Raw genomic sequence first — 18,016 nt, 5'->3', positions numbered from 1 at the left:
GGAATGAGCAATTTGGATCATAAAATTGATTTTGCCGTTATTTTATCTGTACATAATGCTAACCCGAACGGAGACCCGCTTAATGGAAACCGTCCAAGACAGAATTATGACGGTTATGGCGAGATTTCCGATGTTGCGATTAAGCGCAAAATCAGAAACCGTCTGCAGGATATGGGGGAGACCATTTTTGTACAATCCAACGATCGTAAGAACGATGAATTTAATAGCTTGCGTGAGCGTGCAGACGGCAATGCTGAGCTGAGTCAGATTTTGAAGTCAAAGTCCGTATCCAGTGATGATTTTGCTAGAGTGGCATGTCAGGAATGGATTGATGTCCGCAGTTTCGGGCAGGTGTTTGCGTTCAAAGGCTCAGGCTCCGGAGGTGTTTCTGTCGGCGTAAGAGGGCCGGTATCCATTCATACGGCAAGAAGTGTAGATCCCATTGATATAAGCAGCATGCAGATTACGAAGAGTGTCAATTCCGAGTCAGGCAAGGATCGTGGATCGGATACGATGGGGATGAAGCATCGGGTGGATTTTGGCTTGTATGTGTTCTATGGAAGTGTGAATACGCAGCTGGCAGAGAAAACCGGATTCACCAATGAGGATGCGGATAAAATCAAACAGGCATTGGTTACCCTTTTTGAGAATGATTTATCTTCGGCCAGACCGGATGGCAGTATGGAAGTGCATAAGGTGTATTGGTGGGAGCACAGCTCCAAATTAGGTCAATATTCATCCGCAAAGGTACATCGTTCCTTGAATATAACATCCAAGACGGACGAACCGAGATCATTTGAAGATTATGCGGTTGAAGTGTATGCACTAGATGGGCTAAAGGCTGAAGTTCTGGATGGACAGTAATCAAGACGAAGATTATTTGATGCTCTCGGGCATTCAGCATTTTGAATTCTGTAAACGACAGTGGGCACTCATTCATATCGAGCAGCAATGGGAAGAAAACGTGAAAACAGTAGAGGGCCAATACCTTCATCGTAAGGCAGATCAGCCCTTTATCCGTGAGAAACGCGGAGACAAGCTTACCGTTCGTGGGATGCCTGTAAAATCGGAGGAACTCCAAATTACAGGGATCTGTGATGTTGTTGAGTTCATTAGAGACGATGATGGTGTCTCGATCCATGGTGCAGAAGGCCATTATTTGGCTTATCCCGTTGAGTATAAGCGCGGGAAGCCTAAAGTTAGCGATGCCGATGTTTTGCAATTAGCTGCACAAGCCCTTTGCCTGGAAGAAATGCTATTGTGTCGAATGACTACTGGTTTTCTTTTTTACAATGAAATCAAGCATCGAGTCGAGGTGCCTCTAACAACGGAAATCAAAGACAAAGTGAAATCCATTGTTGCTGAAATGCATGACTACCATCGACGGAAGCATACACCAAAAGTGAAGACTGGTTCTTTTTGCCGTAGCTGTTCCCTTCATGCCATATGTATACCGGAGATTATGAACAAACGAACGGTCAGGAGCTATCTCGAGGGGAAAATCAGAGAATGAAAAAACTCTTAAACACGTTGTTTATCACACAGCCGGATGTGTACCTATCTCTTGATGGAGATAATATTGTTCTATTGAAGGATCAGGAGAAGCTCGGCAGACTTCCGTTGCACAATTTGGAATCGGTGGTTGCCTTCGGTTACACGGGAGCAAGCCCAGCACTAATGGGGTACTGCGCTGAGAGGAATATATCCATTGTTTTTATGACGATGAATGGCAGATTCTTGGCAAGAGTCATTGGTGCGAGCAAGGGCAATGTAATTCTACGTAAGAAGCAGTGCCTTGTGTCGGAAAATGAGGCTCTCTCAGCAAGGATTGCACGCAATTTTATTGTAGGGAAAATATATAACCATAAGTGGATTCTTGAGCGAATGACAAGGGATTATCCTCTCCGTATTGATGTGGAGAAATTTAAAACAGGATCACAGAATTTATCTTCCATTATGATCAGTATTCGTGAGTGCGAGGATCTGGAGCGAATTCGGGGGTTGGAAGGGCAAGCGGCATTAGTCTATAACCAATTATTCGACCACATGATTTTACAACAAAAAGAGGATTTCTACTTCCGAACCCGTTCTCGTAGACCTCCTCTAGATAACGTTAATGCTATGCTGTCTCTTGCGTATACGTTCTTGGCTAATGATACGGCATCAGCGTTAGAGGGCGTTGGGCTAGATGCGTACGTTGGTTTTTTGCATCGGGACCGCCCAGGCAGGGCCTCTCTGGCCCTGGATTTGATGGAAGAACTGCGTGGCGTTTATGCAGATAAATTTGTTCTATCATTAATAAACAAGAAGGTCATCAACAAAGAGGATTTTCTGAGGAAAGAAAATGGAGCCGTGATCATGACGGATGAGGGAAGAAAGAAATTTCTGACCGCATGGCAAAACAAAAAGCAAGAGAAGATTACACACCCTTATCTTGGAGAGAAAATCTCTTGGGGACTGGTTCCCCATGCACAAGCCTTGTTGTTAGCACGTCATTTGCGCAATGACTTGGACGAGTATCCTCCATTCTTCTGGAAGTAGGTGCAGTCAATGCTTGTTTTGATAACTTATGATGTGAGCACAATGAGTAGCGAGGGCCAGCGAAGGCTAAGAAAAGTATCGAAAATTTGCCAAGACTATGGACAACGCGTTCAACACTCTGTTTTTGAATGCATTGTTGATGCTACTCAGTTTGCTGTGTTGAAAATGAAACTGATAGATGCGATAGACAAAGAACAAGATAGCCTTAGATTCTATCAACTTGGAAACAACTATAAGAATAAGGTAGAACATGTAGGCATAAAGGATTCTTTGGATATGGAAGGCCTTTTAATTTTGTAGTGCGAATCGGAAGCGAACATGATTTCACTGGGGGATTCGCACCTCAAAAATTACATTAATTTATTAAATTAACAAATTAAGTATGTGTTTTCGGGACATTTTCACAATAACAGAATGCTTTTTTAACGAAATGCCGATTATTTGACTTTTTTTGTTTAAAAATCGGAGTCGCACCCTTCGTGGGTGCGTGGATTGAAATACGACCTACTGTATAAGTTCTTTCTCAATACCCTGTCGCACCCTTCGTGGGTGCGTGGATTGAAATAATTGCTTGCACGGGACGCATGACCGGCCTTTTTTGGTCGCACCCTTCGTGGGTGCGTGGATTGAAATTTACCGATCAGGTTTAACGGCGTAACCTGACCGGTCGCACCCTTCGTGGGTGCGTGGATTGAAATCTCCGGTGTCGGCTCCGACGACCCGGATTCCGTCGTCGCACCCTTCGTGGGTGCGTGGATTGAAATTTCGTGTCCCAGGGCTTCCCGGTCCTTTGGGTCGTCGCACCCTTCGTGGGTGCGTGGATTGAAATCGTAGAGAGTGGCGAGCCATACGACTTTCATCTGTCGCACCCTTCGTGGGTGCGTGGATTGAAATTGGAAGCCGGTTTTCCATTCAAATCCTTGCAGCGGTCGCACCCTTCGTGGGTGCGTGGATTGAAATCTTGATTATCACTTGCTTTAATTCGAAGATGAATTGTCGCACCCTTCGTGGGTGCGTGGATTGAAATACTCCGGCACAGTTCACGCATGCTGATTCCTTCGTCGCACCCTTCGTGGGTGCGTGGATTGAAATTCCAGGCTTTTGGTATACAATTGCAGTATAATCAGTCGCACCCTTCGTGGGTGCGTGGATTGAAATGCTCATTGTTATCTGCCCTCCGGATTAAGTAGCGGTCGCACCCTTCGTGGGTGCGTGGATTGAAATAATGTATCCAAGTGACGATAGATATTCTTGACGTTCGCGTCGCACCCTTCGTGGGTGCGTGGATTGAAATACGTTGTTTCTCCCTCCTCTAATACTGCCAGTAATGGTCGCACCCTTCGTGGGTGCGTGGATTGAAATCTTCGCTCCCGGCCAAAGCTCTGTTTCCTGGTTGTCGCACCCTTCGTGGGTGCGTGGATTGAAATTTGGGGTCAATTCCGATGGCGTCTGCAACTTCCTGTCGCACCCTTCGTGGGTGCGTGGATTGAAATCGCACTGCGCAAAAAAGGATTCGATGTAACTTCAGTCGCACCCTTCGTGGGTGCGTGGATTGAAATCGCTTATAGCACATATCCCCCGCCTGGAATAGCTTCCGGTCGCACCCTTCGTGGGTGCGTGGATTGAAATTATTATTTAATGAAGACCATACATGCGAATATTTGGTCGCACCCTTCGTGGGTGCGTGGATTGAAATACCTTATCAATAATTTTGAATAGGACGAAAATCGCAAGTCGCACCCTTCGTGGGTGCGTGGATTGAAATCAGAAAGTTGATAACAACCCAACGACCGTCTAATTCGTCGCACCCTTCGTGGGTGCGTGGATTGAAATTGCAATAACAGAATAATGTTACGGCCCCCAGACGTCGCACCCTTCGTGGGTGCGTGGATTGAAATACGAGGGAAATCGGGTGTTGATCGCCAAAGCCCCTGTCGCACCCTTCGTGGGTGCGTGGATTGAAATATACGGATGTTGCTACGGACCTGATGCAAACGGACGTCGCACCCTTCGTGGGTGCGTGGATTGAAATTTTGTTGACACTGAAACTTCCGGGATTTAACATAACAGTCGCACCCTTCGTGGGTGCGTGGATTGAAATATTGAAGGTGTGCTGGTGGCTGCGTGGCAGCAAGGTCGCACCCTTCGTGGGTGCGTGGATTGAAATCACACGTGAATTGCAAGCCTTGACCTCTCGTGAAAGTCGCACCCTTCGTGGGTGCGTGGATTGAAATATCGTATTTCCTCCTTTGATTTTGCGGCATAGCCGGTCGCACCCTTCGTGGGTGCGTGGATTGAAATGCTTCTAGGATATCGTCATCATCCATCAAGTCTAGTCGCACCCTTCGTGGGTGCGTGGATTGAAATTGCCTTATCTGCACGTTCCTTGTGCTTAGTCCTTGTCGCACCCTTCGTGGGTGCGTGGATTGAAATACCAGGCTGGGCTAAAAGTAATTCCGTAGACAAGTCGCACCCTTCGTGGGTGCGTGGATTGAAATATGTTAACTCCGGTTGTTCTTTCAATTGCTGCTGGTCGCACCCTTCGTGGGTGCGTGGATTGAAATGTCAGCAATGCAACAGCGTCCGTATCGATCATCAGTCGCACCCTTCGTGGGTGCGTGGATTGAAATATCAAGGTCCGCCTCATAATCCTCCAAGGTAATGCGCGTCGCACCCTTCGTGGGTGCGTGGATTGAAATGCTCATCAAGCGTTAGGAGAGGCAAAAGCATATAAAGTCGCACCCTTCGTGGGTGCGTGGATTGAAATACGTAGGACAGTATCGTAAATAGCAATGTTGTGGTCGCACCCTTCGTGGGTGCGTGGATTGAAATACGTTGATTGGTTGAGTAGGCGATAAAAAGACCGTGTCGCACCCTTCGTGGGTGCGTGGATTGAAATAGTAAAGGTCTTGATCTTGGAACATTGGCTCAAAGTCGCACCCTACATGGGTGCGTGAATTGAAGTTGAAACTAAATTTGATGGCAGAGGTGAACCTGTGAGAATGACGATTCTCGTACAAGGGTTGTTTTACTTGGCTGGGATCCTGTTGTCTCCCACGTATATCATCATGAGCCGTGGTGATCAGGCGATAGGTCGATTTCCATCCAAACGGGTTGCTCTGCCTCAGGCAGGGTTGCTCTTCGCAACGTACGGGATGCATCCACTTGTCCATCCCCCCGGAGGGGGATTTCAAGAAAGGGTTAACCCGCTATAATGAGCCATAGGCCGTGCACAGCCGCGAAATAAATTATTTGAAATTGAATATACATTGCCGAAATATGGGAGATCATGTATTGTTCATGAATATTTCATCTGCTATGATTTTGTATTAGGTATAAAGAATCAGAGAATTGGGGTTGAAGATCGATGAACCGTAAAATGATAGTAACCACAGCCGCTTCTTTGTTAGTCGGTGTGGTTGCAGGCACAGGCATTATGATGAATGATCAGGCTTACCAGTCGGTGAAGCAGGCAGTAGGCGGAAGCGCAACAAATAACTCGATTGGTCAGATCGATATCACCAGTATGGATATTGAGACCGCATTGATGGCTGTACAGCAGCAGCGGACTCAATTGCTGGATACACAGCTTAACAACCAGATTCAAAACGTGCAGAAGCGCAACGAGGAAATCGCCAAGAAGAACGATACGATGGCGGAGATTAACGGTGCCTTGGCCGGTGAATCGGTAAATGGCCAGTATTTGATTCCGGATGATCTCGCCGCCAAGCTTGCAGCGGAAGGAATCGCGGACGCATCCAAGAAGGAATACACGGCAGAAGAGCTTATACAAGCAACCGAGAAGCTTAAGGGGTCCATCGACAATCTTTCGAACTCCCAGCAGATGGACATGCTCCAATTGCAGTCGATGACAAACAAGCGCAACGAAGCCTTTGACGTGATGTCGAATTTCATTAAAAAAATGGAAGATTCGCGCAGCAGCATCATCGGAAATATGCGATAATAGAGTCGTTACATAATGAATAGAGAGGAATCTGCCGTCTGGCGGATTCTTTTCGTCTATGGAGAGAATGTAAATGACGATGCTGGCAATTGATTTTTTGCGTAATCATACGCTGTTTCGCGGTGTGCCGCTGCATGAGCTGGAAGGTGCCGTCCAATCGATGCATGAAGAGCATTTTCATGACGGCGATGACTTGATTGTTGAGGGGAGCTACGGCAATTCCTGTTATTTTATCATGAGCGGACAGGTTCAGATCGTGTCCCGGAATTTGATCGGCCATACAGTGACGCTGGATGTCTTGGGCGAGGGGGCATTGATCGGGGAGGTTTCTCTGTTCCTTGAAGAAAAAAGGACCTCGGGTGCCCAGGCCATCGGTGAAGTGACGGCGCTAAAGCTGGAGCAGAACGCGTTCAGCCGTCTGGCCGCGGCTAGTCCGATGTTCCATGAAAGCTTGTCCTTCTCCGCCCGGATTCGCACGATGCATGCGATGCTGAGCAAAGCGACGATCTGGGCCGCGATCCCGAACGCGGAGCTGCGCGGGCTTGCGGAAGTTACGGTCAGACGGAAAGTCTACAAGGGCGACGTCATTGTAGCGGAAGGCGCCCTGGCGGACCGTTTCTACATGATCGCCGAAGGCCGCTTCGAAGTGCGCAGCGGTCGGCGGAAGAAAGCGATTTATAAGCCCGGGGATTATTTTGGCGAGATGGATCTGCTGAGCGGCGATGCGCATACGGGAACGGTGACGGCCCTGGAGAACGGCGAGCTGATGGTGATGGGCCGGGATGAATTTCATTTTGTTCTGCAGCAGTATGAGCCGGTCCGGCGGCAGTTCCATGAAGTGCTGCGGATTCGCAGGCCCGATCTGCTGTCGGATGAGGTGTTGGCTAAATTGCACCACACGGCAGCGGATACCGTCGCTCCGAATGCTCCGAAGGAAGCAGCGGCTGCGGTGGAGGCCATGAACCTGACTCCGCCGAAAAAGGAACGCTGGATGGATGTACTGCTGGCGCTTGGCGGTATCTTCGTTGTATTGACTGTGCTTGCCATCTGGCTGAAGCAGCCTCTGTGGATATATGCTGCGATGATCTCCGGCGGATTGGTGGGACCGGTGTCCTTTGTCGCTTATATGAGAAGCTCCCAATTGCTCGGCTTCAAGCCGATCAGGCTGGCCTCGGTATTCGTGGCCTCGGGTATCATTGCCGTGCCGATTGCCTGGATGCTGGAACGCTTATGGTCGGTTGGCAGTGGACTGGAGACCACGACGTCGGAGCATATTCAAGCAGCTCTTATGATCGGCGTCATTGAGGAAATTGCGAAGCTGCTGGTGTGTTTCCTGTTTCTCCGCGGCCGCAGGCAGCGGTTTCTGATGGATGCTGTGGTATTCGGGGCAGCAGCAGGCATGGGCTTTGCCGCGATAGAGAGCATTCTGTACGGATACATGTACTTGCAGCAGCATGCAACTTCGGGGATGCTGGCTGTTCTGTGGGTCAGAGCCCTGCTGTCCCCATTCGGACATGGAACCTGGACGGCCATTGCCGCTGCCGGTTTGTGGTACGGGCTGAGGGGGGCATCGAAGCGATCTGCCCGCACGAATCGTGCGTTGAAGCCAATCCTGATGATGATATCCTTGCTGCTGCTCAGCATCCTGCTGCACGCGGCATGGGATTATCCTTATGCCGCCGGATTATGGAAGATGGCCGGCATGGTACTGGTCGGAGGTGTCGGGATCTGGCTGCTCATCATGCTCATTCGCCAAGGCACGAAGGAGGAGCGGGAGATGCACCGTGCTGTCAACCCTGCCCAGCAGGTGGAGGACCGAATCCGGCATGCGGTCGGCCCGAACGCTGCCAGGGCGGGCGTCAAGGCATCCGGCTCCGCGCAGCCGTTGACCTGCGCGGCTTGCGGCACCGTGTCACCTGCGGGGACGCGTTACTGCGGCCGCTGCGGCCAGGCTTTGCAGCTCTAATACATAAAGGGATAGGCAAAAGGCTTGAGAGCCCGGTCTGCCTATCCCTTTTTTTCATGGACCATTAACCATACAAGTACGACTTCACATCGGGCCCGATATAGGCTCTCCAGATGATCAGATTGTAGGGATCGTCCCAGTCGATATTTTGCGGCTCCTCGAACATGCGGTGCAGGCGGTTATTGTTGAAGATGATGGAGCCGAACTGATCAATAGCCACCCCGTCTACCCACAGCATTCTGTCGTCGGACAGCAGCTTGTTGAAGGAGCGGGTGTAGGGTGAATAATAACCGATGCCCTTGCCTTCCAGCATGGTGTAGAATACATTGCCTTTATTGTCCGCATGCATCCCGTCGGTCGTCGTTCCTTTGCTGCCCAGGGTCTGAACGGAATTCCGGATGATCGAATCGGGAATATTGAAATTCCGCAGCAGTCCTGTATCGATAGCGTACAGATTGCGTCCTGTAACCGCGCAGTAGAACAGCGTGCTTCTGTCAGCAGATAAAGCGATGCCGTCCGCACCGATTCGGACCGGCTTGTTCCGGTAGACCGGCTCGGTGTCGATCTCAAACCGGAAACGGGGCACGTCCTGCGTGCTGTAATGACTGTCCAACACCCGCCGGAACTTCCTGGTTCTCATATGATAGACGATGATCCCGCCATACACCGGGTGGTCCGGAAAGCCGGAGCCTGAATCGGTAATATAGGCATAACCATTCCGGTTATCCACTACGATATCGTTCAGGAACGATGTACGGGGCGGAGCGATATCGTCCGGGATGACAATGGAATCGATCAGGCGGTTTGTGCCGAGATCCCAGATGACCAGCTTTTGCGAGCCTTCGGGTGAAGTGTCGTAAGCGATCTTTCCCTGATCCAGAATCCACATCCGGTTATGTTCATCGATCTCGTAGCCAAGGACGGATTGCAGCATCCGCACATCCCCCGGCGTATTCCACTCCCAGCTTGGAAAAGCGTCGAGCACCGGCTTGCCGTTCACCATCACAATGGTGTTCAGCGTAGCGGGAATCCCTTCCGCCCAACGCGGAACCGATACGTAGAAGCGTCCTTGATGGTCCACTTTGATGCCTGCGGGCATGCAGTGCTTCCAATACTGATGCTCCTCGAATCGCTGCTTCATCGAAGGATTCGGGAAATTCCAGTCCAGGCGGTTCCAGTGGAAGAGCATCTGGTACGGACTTGAATAACGGTGAGCTTGCTTGGGATGAGGGTTTGCAGACGGCTGCCACGGCTTCCCCATCTGATGCGGTATATACATGTTTAAGACCTCCGATACAATGTTCGGTTTATCCGATACGAAACAGCGCACATCACCCTTGCGCTGATTCCTCTGAGTTAGTTATATGCCCAGAGGGACGGATTGGCACCGAATAAATCGATTGGAGGCCTTATAGATTACATATTACACTTGCTGAACCTTAATGAGATTTGTGTTGCCGGATTGACCGATCGGCACACCGGCCGACAATACAATAATGTCGCCTTTTTCGATGTAGCCTGTCTTGATTGCATTGCGGGTAGCGGATTCGAACATTTCGTCCGTCGTTGTAACCTTGTCGCCTTTGACCGGAATGACGCCGGAGAGCAAGCAAATTTTGGCCAGCACTTCTTCATGCTGTGTGACCGCGATAATCGGTGCTTGTGGCCGATATTTCGATATCATTCGCGCCGTAAATCCGCTCTCTGTTGCCGTAATGATGGCTTTGGCATTCAGGACGAGTGAAGAGCTGACAGCCCCTTGACTGATGACTTCGGTAATATCCGCCACTTGTTGTCTGGATTTGAATGCAAACTGCTCCTTGTAGTCGATCATCGTCTCGGCACGGCGGGCAACTGCCGCCATCGTGCGCACGGATTCAACCGGATACTTGCCTGCGGCAGATTCTCCGGACAGCATGACAACGTCGGCACCTTGAATCACCGCGTTAGCCACGTCACTCACCTCGGAGCGGGTTGGTCGTGGATTAACCTGCATCGATTCCAGCATGTGGGTTGCCACGATAACCGGCTTACCGGCGAGGTTGCATTTATCAATCATTTCTTTTTGCATCATAGGTACCTCTTCGATTGGCACTTCCACGCCGAGGTCTCCGCGGGCGACCATGATTCCGTCTGAAGCTTCGATGATGTCATCCAGGTTCTCCATGCCTTCACCGTTCTCGATTTTGGAGATGATTAACACATGCTCTGCACCGCGTTCCTTCAGGATGCTGCGGATTTCACGGATGTTATCGCCACTGCGCACGAATGAAGCGGCGATGATCTCGACGCCATTCTCCAGACCAAAGCCGATATGCATGATATCCCGTTCCGTCACACCAGGCAGCGTCGTCTTGATTCCTGGCAGGTTGACGCCTTTGCGCGGTTTGAGAGTACCGCCGCTAATGATTTTGCAATGAATATCCTTGCCGTCAACATGAAGTACGTTCAGGTCTACAAGCCCGTCATCAATCAGTATACGGTCACCGGGTTTAACAACTAGATGCAGTTCGGCATAATTGACCGAGATGCGTTGTGCGTCCCCCAGAATTTCCTCTGTTGTCAGGATCAGCTCCTGACCTGCCTGCAGAAGGCAGGAAGCCTCCTTGAGCTTGCCGATACGCACCTCGGGGCCTTTAATGTCCATCATGATGGGCACATACGTATTTAATTCGGCAGCTGTCCGGCGAATATTCCGGATACGGGTTGCATGATCCTCCAGCTCTCCATGTGCCATATTTAAGCGGGCAACGGTCATTCCCTCCTGGATCATGTCCCTCAAGATGTCAACGGAATCGCACGCAGGTCCCATTGTACAGATCATTTTTGTTTTTTGCATGGTTGCTCCTCCTTTAATTGTATCCTCCAGCATTTTTTTGCAGCATTCGATTGAATTAAATCATCCTTAATGATCACATTGTAGCCTGTCTTGTCGAATCATGATATGAACTATAGTACAATGATTGGAATATAGTATGGAGATGAGGTGAATCATGGGTACCCCGGTGGAAGTACGGCAAGTTAGCGGTGTCGATTGGTATGAAGAAGCTGATCCAGAGCAGGGAACGTGGCGCTTAAGCCTTGTGACATATGGAAAATGTGTATATTGGGTGAATGGAGATAAGCTGATTATGGAGAAGGGAGAGTTGCTGCTTATTCCAGCCGGTGTTCCGTATTATGGGAAGAGCATCCCCACCGTAACGCATACTCAAATCATGGTTCAATGGACCGAAGCGCTGTCGACGGGATTGTCGGTGCTTGAACGGACAGAAGCACTGAAACATAAACCCGGCTGTTATGAGTTGATTCACGAGCGTTTGAAGGTAATTCATCAGCAGTGGCACGAGCGCCCCTCTTATTATGTCATCCTAATAGAAGCATTATTGACAGAAGTGCTGATTTATATCAGCCGCGAGCTCGACAGAGGCGCAATTACGCCGGAGAAACACCTGCATGTGGAGCGGATGAAGTCGTATATCGAGCGGCACTACCGCGAGAAAATAACAAAAGAGGAGCTCGGTGATGCCATTGCCAAAACACCCAATTACGCTGCCGTGCTGTTCAAGAGTGTCACAGGGCAGACGATCAGCCAATACGTGCATGCTCAGCGGATGAAGCGTGCGGCCTATTTGTTAACGGAATCGCAGCTGACGGTCCAGGAGATTGCCGAATTTCTCGGCTACCAGGATATCTCCTATTTCTACAGGATTTACAGACGAGTGACGGGCAGCGCCCCGTCGGATTTGCTGCAGGAGCGTCCTCGGACGATATAGAAAAGTGAAAAAAAAGAGGGCTAAGCCCTCCCAGCACGTGTTATTTATTGAAACGTATCATTTTCGAATAGCTGCTTCACATACGCTTGCAATTTATTCTTGTCTACGCCGAGCACCTGTGCTCGTCCGACCTTTTCGTTGGACAACAGCGAGAACGGGGGAAGCTGCTGCTGGTCGATTTTGTCCAGATTCACGTCAAAGCCGAGAGCCATCAGCTTCAGCATTTCTTTGGGGCTTAAATCAGTCTCGATGTAGGGCGCAATCGAATCCAGGATGCCCGGAAGTTTGATAAGAGAGTTCGTGGTCTGCATTTTTTTGGCAACTTCCGTCATCAGGATGCGCTGTCGTTCCGTCCGAGCAAAATCAGATTTGGCATCATGCCGGAATCGCACGTATTGCAGGGCCATTTTACCGTCCAGATGCTGCAGTCCCTGCTTCAAATCAATGTCGTACATGTGCTTGTCGGCTTTGCTGGTATAGTACATGTCTTTCTCTACTTCGATATCGACTCCGCCTAATGAATCGACAAGTGCTATGAACCCGACAAAATCCGTATATACATATTTATGTATGGGCAAGTCTAACAAATCGCCGATGGTTTGTCTGGTCAGCCCGATCCCTCCATAAGCAAATGCCGAATTCAGCCGTCCTTTGCCATGCCCGGGAATTTCTACATAAGTATCGCGCAATAACGAGAATAGATGGGCTCTCTTCGTAACCGGATCGATGGAGGCAACCAGCATGGTGTCCGATCTGCCAGCGTCATCACCGCGGGAATCCCCGCCGATGAGGAGGATATTGATGCGCTCTTTTCCTTCCCATTTAGGAATTTCAACAACTTCGTTGTGAGCCGTATCGGTTTCTTCGGCTGGCTTCACAGCCGTGGAAATATGGTTTGAGAATTGGATGATAGAGTAGGTGTAGTAGGAGACGATCCCCAAGACTCCAATGGATAACAGGAGCATGGTGTATTTCAACCATTTTCTTTTCATAGTTCGTTTAACATCCTTTCTGTTATACGTTTGCATATTTGACCATTCTAGCAAACTACTGAGGAAAAATCATTTTTTCTAATAGAGACCGGGCAGGCGTAAGGAATTACGGCAATTTGGAGCCATCGTGATTTGATTATTTATATTGACAAAACATTTTGAAGCGATTACATTGTAAATGTAAACACGTGTTCACGATTCAGTGATAGTATCCGATTGATATGTCACGGAGAAATCTGCATAGAACCTTGTCTACAACCTTCTATGGACGACACAGTACATATTATATACACGCCCGTTTATGAACACGTGTTAATGAGGTGGGACTCGATTGAAAAAGTCTGAAATTAACAGCACGGAGATCGCCAGAATGGCCGGCGTTTCTCGCAGCACGGTAAGCAGAGTCATCAATAACTACCCGAATGTTCCCCAGGCTACGCGGGAGAAGGTCATGCAGGTGATCGAGCAGTATAATTACGCACCCAATTTCTCTGCGCGGATTATGTCGGGGAAGAGAACGTCGACGATCGGTTTGTTCATGGTTTCCCGCGAGGAAGTCTTTAACGATTCGCTCACCAACGCACTCATTACCCGCGTAATTGAGAGCGCATCCAAGAGAGGATATTACGTGCTGACCTACATTATCCGCAATACGAAAGACGATGACATCATGCGGAATGTGAAGAATACGTTCTACCAGCAGCGAATCGACGGAGGCATCTTTATCGGTGCAGCGAATCACGAGCCGTTCATTGAGGAGCTGATTGCGGACGGCTTTGTGGTCGGTGTGGTCGATCAGCATTTGGAAGGGCGCTCTGAGCCTAACCGGGTGATCAGCAATTTCAACAACCTGGAGGGGATGCGGCAGGGTGTCGATTATCTCTACAGTCTGGGACACCGCCAGATTGCGCATATTGCCGGAGACCCCTTGCGCTGGTCGGGACCGGAGAAGCTGGAGGGCTTCAGGCAGGCAATGGAGGCCCATGGCTTGCAGGTCCGGTCCGACTGGATCATTCCATCCAACTTCTCGGAGCGAAGCGGCTATCAATCCGTGCAGCATTGGCTCAAAGTGACAAAGGATTTACCGACAGCGATCTTTGCTTGCAACGACAGCGTTGCCTTCGGAGCGCTGCGTGCATTGAACGAGGCAGACATCAACGTGCCCGGCGATATTTCATTAATGGGCTTTGACGATCATTTGTTAAGTGCGAGGATTCATCCTGCGCTGACGTCCATTCATGTGGATTTTTCCGATATGATGGATGCTTTGACCGGCAAATTGATTGAAACGATTGAAGTCAGTTCGACGGATTCGAAGCGTTATGTGGGAACAACCGAGCTGGTGATCCGGGATTCCTGCCAGCCGTTGCGGTGATGCATACGACAGCGTATTAGATTGGTTAACCATCAAGTTCAGTTTGATCCAGGAGGTTGGCTTACTCAGGTAAGCTGCTTCTTGATTCAAAATAAACACGTGTTCACAAAAAAGGAGGGCAGCCATTCGCGTAATTTGCATCCAAATCAATAGAGAAATAAGGAGACGAGAAACTTATCCTAAACGAAAAGAGGGATTGGCCAATGAAGAACAGGGGATGGGTCTTGCTGTTGACTGTCTTATGCTTCAGTCTCGTTTTTACTGCTTGCACAGGTGCCTCAGAAGAGCAGAATGCAGGCGGAAACTCATCGAATGGAGGGAAATTAACGTATTGGTATCCATGGGGCGGCGATTCGGAGAAATGGGATCAATGGCGAATGGACGAATTTACGAAGGAGTATCCGGATATTGAGTTTAATGCTACTTATGTTCCGCCAGATGGCGGCATTTCGAATGGCAAGCTGCTTGCAGCGATTTCCGGGGGCAACCCGCCGGATGTTGTCATTACGAATGAATATGCAAGCGCATACGCACTGGCTGCCCAGGGGGCATTGATGCCGATCGACGACCTGCTTGCAGCTACGGATTTTAAAGAGGATGAAATTCTGGATGCTTACCGGGATCTAATGAAGGTGGAGGGCACAACGTACCTGTTCCCTGAGGATTCCAACGTCAACTTGCTGTACTACAATGTGGACCTGTTCAAGGAAGCCGGTCTCGATCCCGATCAGCCACCACAAACCATTGAGGAGCTGGATGCTGCGGCTGAGCAATTAACGAAGCTGAATGGCGATAAAATCGATCGACTGGGCTTCATCCCTTGGCTGGACGCCGGGGACGAGTCGTACATGTGGGGTTATATCTTTGGCGCAGATTATTATGACACCGCTTCCAAACAAGTGAAGCTCGATGATCCGCACCTGGTAGAGATGTACAACTGGATGAACACGTACGCACAGAAATATAATCCCGAGAAAATCAAATCGTTCTCTTCCGGTTTTGGCGGGGCGTTCTCTCCGGATCATCCATTCTTCTCGGGCAAGGTTGCGATGACCATCAACGGCAATTGGTTCAGCAACGCATTGAAGCAGTATGCTCCGAATGTGAATTATAAGGTAGCTGCGATTCCGGCACCGGATGGAGGGCGGAAGAACTCGTCCAACTTCGGCACGAATATCTTCATGATTCCCAAAGGCGCGAAGAATCCCGAAGCCGCCATGAAATTCATTCTGTTCGGGGTGAAACCGGAAATTATGGCCGACAACATCAACCAGTGGCGTTCGCTGTCCATATACAAGGAGCAAAACGACGCAATCAAGTGGGATAAAGAGGGAGATGAGATCTATAAAATCGTGCGTGAAGTCGCAAGCTCCCCGGATTCCGGCCATCCGGCGCTGACGGCGGTTGCCAAGGAGATGTCCAACGAGCTTATGCTGCTGCGCGACAGCGTGATCTATAACAACCATGATCCGCAGCCATTGCTTCAGGCTGCCCAGAAGAAGCTCCAGGAGGAAGTAGACAAGAAGAAGTAAGGGCGGCTTGATCAAGGTGTTATCAGTTGTAGGCACTAGTCAGCCGGACCTTCCGGTTAGAAGAAGTGTGAGGTGGTTTCTATCCGCACCAAATTCAAGGGACAGTCTATTGAAACCTATGTCATCTATATCATTCTGATTTTGGCCGCACTTGCTTATATCATCCCGTTTCTGTGGCTGATATCCGGATCGCTCAAGAGCAATACGGAGCTCTTCGCGGACCCGCCGGTTTGGATTCCGTCCGAGCCGGTATGGTCCAACTATGTAACCGCATTTCAGCAGTTTCCGTTCTGGCTGTACTTCAAGAATACGCTCTACATCTGCGCAATGGCGATCCTTGGCGGAGTATTAGCTAATACGCTGGTTGCTTACGGCTTCTCCCGCATTGAATGGAAGGGCCGCGATGCCTTGTTTATCGTAGTGCTCATGACGATGATGCTGCCGTTTCAGGTGACGATGATACCGCTGTTTGTCCTGTTCCAGAAGTTCGGCTGGATCGGAACGTTCAAGCCGCTGGTGGTTCCGGCCTTCCTTGGCAATGCGTACTTTATCTTTTTGCTGCGGCAGTTTTTCATGGGCATCCCCAAAGAGCTGTCCCAATCGGCCAAGGTGGACGGTGCATCGGAGTTTCGTATTTACTGGCAGTTAACTCTGCCGCTATCCCTGCCCGTCATTATAACGGTGGCGATCTTCGCCTTCACAGGAGCCTGGGGAGACTTTATCGGTCCGCTCGTCTTCCTGAGCGATAACAAGCTGTATACGCTGTCGCTTGGCATCCAGCAGATTATGTCCGTCAACGATCCGCGCTGGACGCTGCTGATGGCTGTCGGCGTGAGTATGACCCTGCCGGTACTCGTCATCTTTTTCCTGCTTCAAAAATATTTCATCCAGGGGATTACCTTCTCGGGAATTAAAGGATAGAGGGGAGATGGGGGCATCATGTCTTCCAAGACAGACCGTAAAAATCTGAGGAATGGGCTGCTGTTCATTTCACCCTGGATCATCGGGTTCCTGCTATTTACGGCATATCCATTGTTCAGTTCATTGTATTACTCGTTGACTGATTACAACATCATCAATGAGCCGGTGTGGGTGGGTCTGGACAATTACGTCAAGCTGTTTACGGGGGATTCCTTATTCTACAAGGTGCTGTACAACACGCTGTTCATGATTGTGGTTGGCATCTCGGTGACAACGGTCGGGTCGGTATTCATCGCGATTCTGCTGAATAACCGGCGCATTCGGGGCTTGGCTTTCTTCCGGGTGGTGTTCTTCCTGCCAACGCTGGTTCCGCTTGTTGTGCTGTCGATTCTCTGGATTTGGGTGCTGCAGCCGGACAACGGCGTGCTTAATACGATTCTCGGGTTCATCGGGATCGAGGGACCCGGTTGGTTTTCCAGTCCTTTTTGGGCAAAACCGGCTTTTGTGCTGATGGCACTCTGGGGCTCGGGACAGATGATCATTATTTATCTGGCAGGGCTTCAGGGCATTTCGGATTCCCTCTACGAAGCGGCTTCAATCGATGGGGCCAGCTCATGGAGACAGGTGTTTCATATTACAATTCCGATGCTGAAACCGGCGATTGTATTCAATGTCATTACGGGCATGATCGGGACGCTGCAGTCTTTTGCGGAATCCTTCATCATTACAAACGGCGGTCCGGACGGCTCCACGATGTTCTATTCCCTGTACCTGTATCAAAATGCCTTCCAGTATGCCAAGATGGGCTACGCTTCGGCCATGGCCTGGATCCTGCTCGTCATTGCGCTGCTGATCACTTTATTTTTATTCAAGCTATCCAACGGGTTTAAAGCGGAGGAGTAATTCTGCTCCGCGTTAATATACCAAGCCATCAAACTTGATCTTAGAAGGA

General features: G+C 49.7%; 14 protein-coding genes and 1 CRISPR repeat array. Of the genes, 11 read left to right on the top strand and 3 right to left on the bottom strand.

What is annotated here, in order from left to right; genetic code table 11:
- Positions 1 to 3 precede the first annotated feature (3 nt).
- From cas7c to M2277_RS16180, 6 genes are all read left to right on the top strand, one after another.
- Positions 4 to 864, top strand: coding sequence for a type I-C CRISPR-associated protein Cas7/Csd2 (gene cas7c / locus M2277_RS16205; protein WP_063478702.1), 861 nt, complete (start codon positions 4 to 6; stop codon positions 862 to 864).
- Positions 854 to 1,513, top strand: coding sequence for a CRISPR-associated protein Cas4 (cas4, locus tag M2277_RS16200; protein ID WP_063478703.1), 660 nt, complete (start codon positions 854 to 856; stop codon positions 1,511 to 1,513). The genes cas7c and cas4 overlap by 11 nt, the downstream gene beginning before the upstream one ends.
- Positions 1,510 to 2,541, top strand: coding sequence for a type I-C CRISPR-associated endonuclease Cas1c (gene cas1c, locus M2277_RS16195; RefSeq protein WP_063478704.1), 1,032 nt, complete (start codon positions 1,510 to 1,512; stop codon positions 2,539 to 2,541). Before cas4 ends, cas1c begins: the two co-directional genes overlap by 4 nt.
- Positions 2,542 to 2,550: 9 nt before the next feature.
- The gene (gene cas2 / locus M2277_RS16190) at positions 2,551 to 2,841 is read left to right on the top strand and encodes a CRISPR-associated endonuclease Cas2 (protein ID WP_280755170.1); all 291 of its coding nucleotides are present in this window, start codon (positions 2,551 to 2,553) and stop codon (positions 2,839 to 2,841) included.
- A gap of 167 nt (positions 2,842 to 3,008) precedes the next feature.
- Positions 3,009 to 5,506: direct repeats of the CRISPR family, unit length 32 nt; unit sequence GTCGCACCCTTCGTGGGTGCGTGGATTGAAAT.
- A 402-nt stretch (positions 5,507 to 5,908) separates the two neighbouring features.
- A complete protein-coding gene (locus tag M2277_RS16185; protein ID WP_280755169.1) occupies positions 5,909 to 6,505 on the top strand; it encodes a hypothetical protein in 597 nt (198 codons plus the stop codon).
- Positions 6,506 to 6,578: 73 nt separating this feature from the next.
- Positions 6,579 to 8,471, top strand: coding sequence for a cyclic nucleotide-binding domain-containing protein (locus M2277_RS16180; protein ID WP_280755168.1), 1,893 nt, complete (start codon positions 6,579 to 6,581; stop codon positions 8,469 to 8,471).
- Between the two features lie 64 nt (positions 8,472 to 8,535).
- Here the strand turns inward: M2277_RS16180 and M2277_RS16175 are convergent, their stop codons facing one another.
- Both M2277_RS16175 and pyk read right to left on the bottom strand, forming a co-directional pair.
- Positions 8,536 to 9,750 carry an L-dopachrome tautomerase-related protein gene (locus M2277_RS16175; protein WP_280755167.1) on the bottom strand — a complete coding sequence of 405 codons (1,215 nt, stop codon included), beginning with the start codon at positions 9,748 to 9,750 and terminating at the stop codon, positions 8,536 to 8,538.
- Positions 9,751 to 9,894: 144 nt separating this feature from the next.
- The gene (gene pyk, locus M2277_RS16170) at positions 9,895 to 11,310 is read right to left on the bottom strand and encodes a pyruvate kinase (RefSeq protein ID WP_006208439.1); all 1,416 of its coding nucleotides are present in this window, start codon (positions 11,308 to 11,310) and stop codon (positions 9,895 to 9,897) included.
- A gap of 154 nt (positions 11,311 to 11,464) precedes the next feature.
- Between pyk and M2277_RS16165 the strand changes: the two genes are divergently transcribed.
- Positions 11,465 to 12,244 carry a helix-turn-helix transcriptional regulator gene (locus tag M2277_RS16165; protein ID WP_280755166.1) on the top strand — a complete coding sequence of 260 codons (780 nt, stop codon included), beginning with the start codon at positions 11,465 to 11,467 and terminating at the stop codon, positions 12,242 to 12,244.
- A gap of 44 nt (positions 12,245 to 12,288) precedes the next feature.
- On the opposite strand, the gene M2277_RS16160 is transcribed toward M2277_RS16165, so the two are convergent.
- On the bottom strand, positions 12,289 to 13,236 hold the full coding sequence (locus tag M2277_RS16160; RefSeq protein WP_280755165.1) for an LCP family protein: 948 nt from the start codon (positions 13,234 to 13,236) through the stop codon (positions 12,289 to 12,291).
- A gap of 331 nt (positions 13,237 to 13,567) precedes the next feature.
- On the opposite strand from M2277_RS16160, the gene M2277_RS16155 reads away from it, so the two are divergent.
- From M2277_RS16155 to M2277_RS16140, 4 genes are all read left to right on the top strand, one after another.
- The gene (locus tag M2277_RS16155; protein ID WP_006208442.1) at positions 13,568 to 14,611 is read left to right on the top strand and encodes a LacI family DNA-binding transcriptional regulator; all 1,044 of its coding nucleotides are present in this window, start codon (positions 13,568 to 13,570) and stop codon (positions 14,609 to 14,611) included.
- A gap of 203 nt (positions 14,612 to 14,814) precedes the next feature.
- Positions 14,815 to 16,143 carry an ABC transporter substrate-binding protein gene (locus M2277_RS16150; RefSeq protein WP_006208443.1) on the top strand — a complete coding sequence of 443 codons (1,329 nt, stop codon included), beginning with the start codon at positions 14,815 to 14,817 and terminating at the stop codon, positions 16,141 to 16,143.
- Between the two features lie 72 nt (positions 16,144 to 16,215).
- Positions 16,216 to 17,064 (top strand): carbohydrate ABC transporter permease, encoded by an 849-nt coding sequence (locus M2277_RS16145; RefSeq protein ID WP_280755164.1) that lies wholly within the window; start codon positions 16,216 to 16,218, stop codon positions 17,062 to 17,064.
- Positions 17,065 to 17,082: 18 nt separating this feature from the next.
- Positions 17,083 to 17,967: a carbohydrate ABC transporter permease gene (locus M2277_RS16140; protein ID WP_006208445.1), complete on the top strand. Its 885-nt coding sequence runs from the start codon at positions 17,083 to 17,085 to the stop codon at positions 17,965 to 17,967.
- Positions 17,968 to 18,016 lie beyond the last annotated feature (49 nt).

The organism is Paenibacillus sp. LBL (assembly GCF_029893715.1).
Classification (GTDB): Bacteria; Bacillota; Bacilli; order Paenibacillales; family Paenibacillaceae; genus Paenibacillus_AQ; species Paenibacillus_AQ glucanolyticus.
The sequence above is the reverse complement of the archived record's forward strand: the minus strand, read 5'-3'. Positions and strand labels throughout refer to the sequence as shown.

Bases quoted from the DNA above. Each gene is read 5' to 3' on its own strand.
- M2277_RS16150 (WP_006208443.1), top strand. From the start codon at position 14,815: ATGAAGAACAGGGGATGGGTCTTGCTGTTGACTGTCTTATGCTTCAGT.
- cas7c (WP_063478702.1), top strand. From the start codon at position 4: ATGAGCAATTTGGATCATAAAATTGATTTTGCCGTTATTTTATCTGTA.
- cas4 (WP_063478703.1), top strand. From the start codon at position 854: ATGGACAGTAATCAAGACGAAGATTATTTGATGCTCTCGGGCATTCAG.
- M2277_RS16165 (WP_280755166.1), top strand. From the start codon at position 11,465: ATGGGTACCCCGGTGGAAGTACGGCAAGTTAGCGGTGTCGATTGGTAT.
- M2277_RS16175 (WP_280755167.1), bottom strand. From the start codon at position 9,750: ATGTATATACCGCATCAGATGGGGAAGCCGTGGCAGCCGTCTGCAAAC.
- cas1c (WP_063478704.1), top strand. From the start codon at position 1,510: ATGAAAAAACTCTTAAACACGTTGTTTATCACACAGCCGGATGTGTAC.
- M2277_RS16185 (WP_280755169.1), top strand. From the start codon at position 5,909: ATGAACCGTAAAATGATAGTAACCACAGCCGCTTCTTTGTTAGTCGGT.
- M2277_RS16140 (WP_006208445.1), top strand. From the start codon at position 17,083: ATGTCTTCCAAGACAGACCGTAAAAATCTGAGGAATGGGCTGCTGTTC.
- M2277_RS16180 (WP_280755168.1), top strand. From the start codon at position 6,579: ATGACGATGCTGGCAATTGATTTTTTGCGTAATCATACGCTGTTTCGC.
- cas2 (WP_280755170.1), top strand. From the start codon at position 2,551: ATGCTTGTTTTGATAACTTATGATGTGAGCACAATGAGTAGCGAGGGC.
- pyk (WP_006208439.1), bottom strand. From the start codon at position 11,310: ATGCAAAAAACAAAAATGATCTGTACAATGGGACCTGCGTGCGATTCC.
- M2277_RS16160 (WP_280755165.1), bottom strand. From the start codon at position 13,236: ATGAAAAGAAAATGGTTGAAATACACCATGCTCCTGTTATCCATTGGA.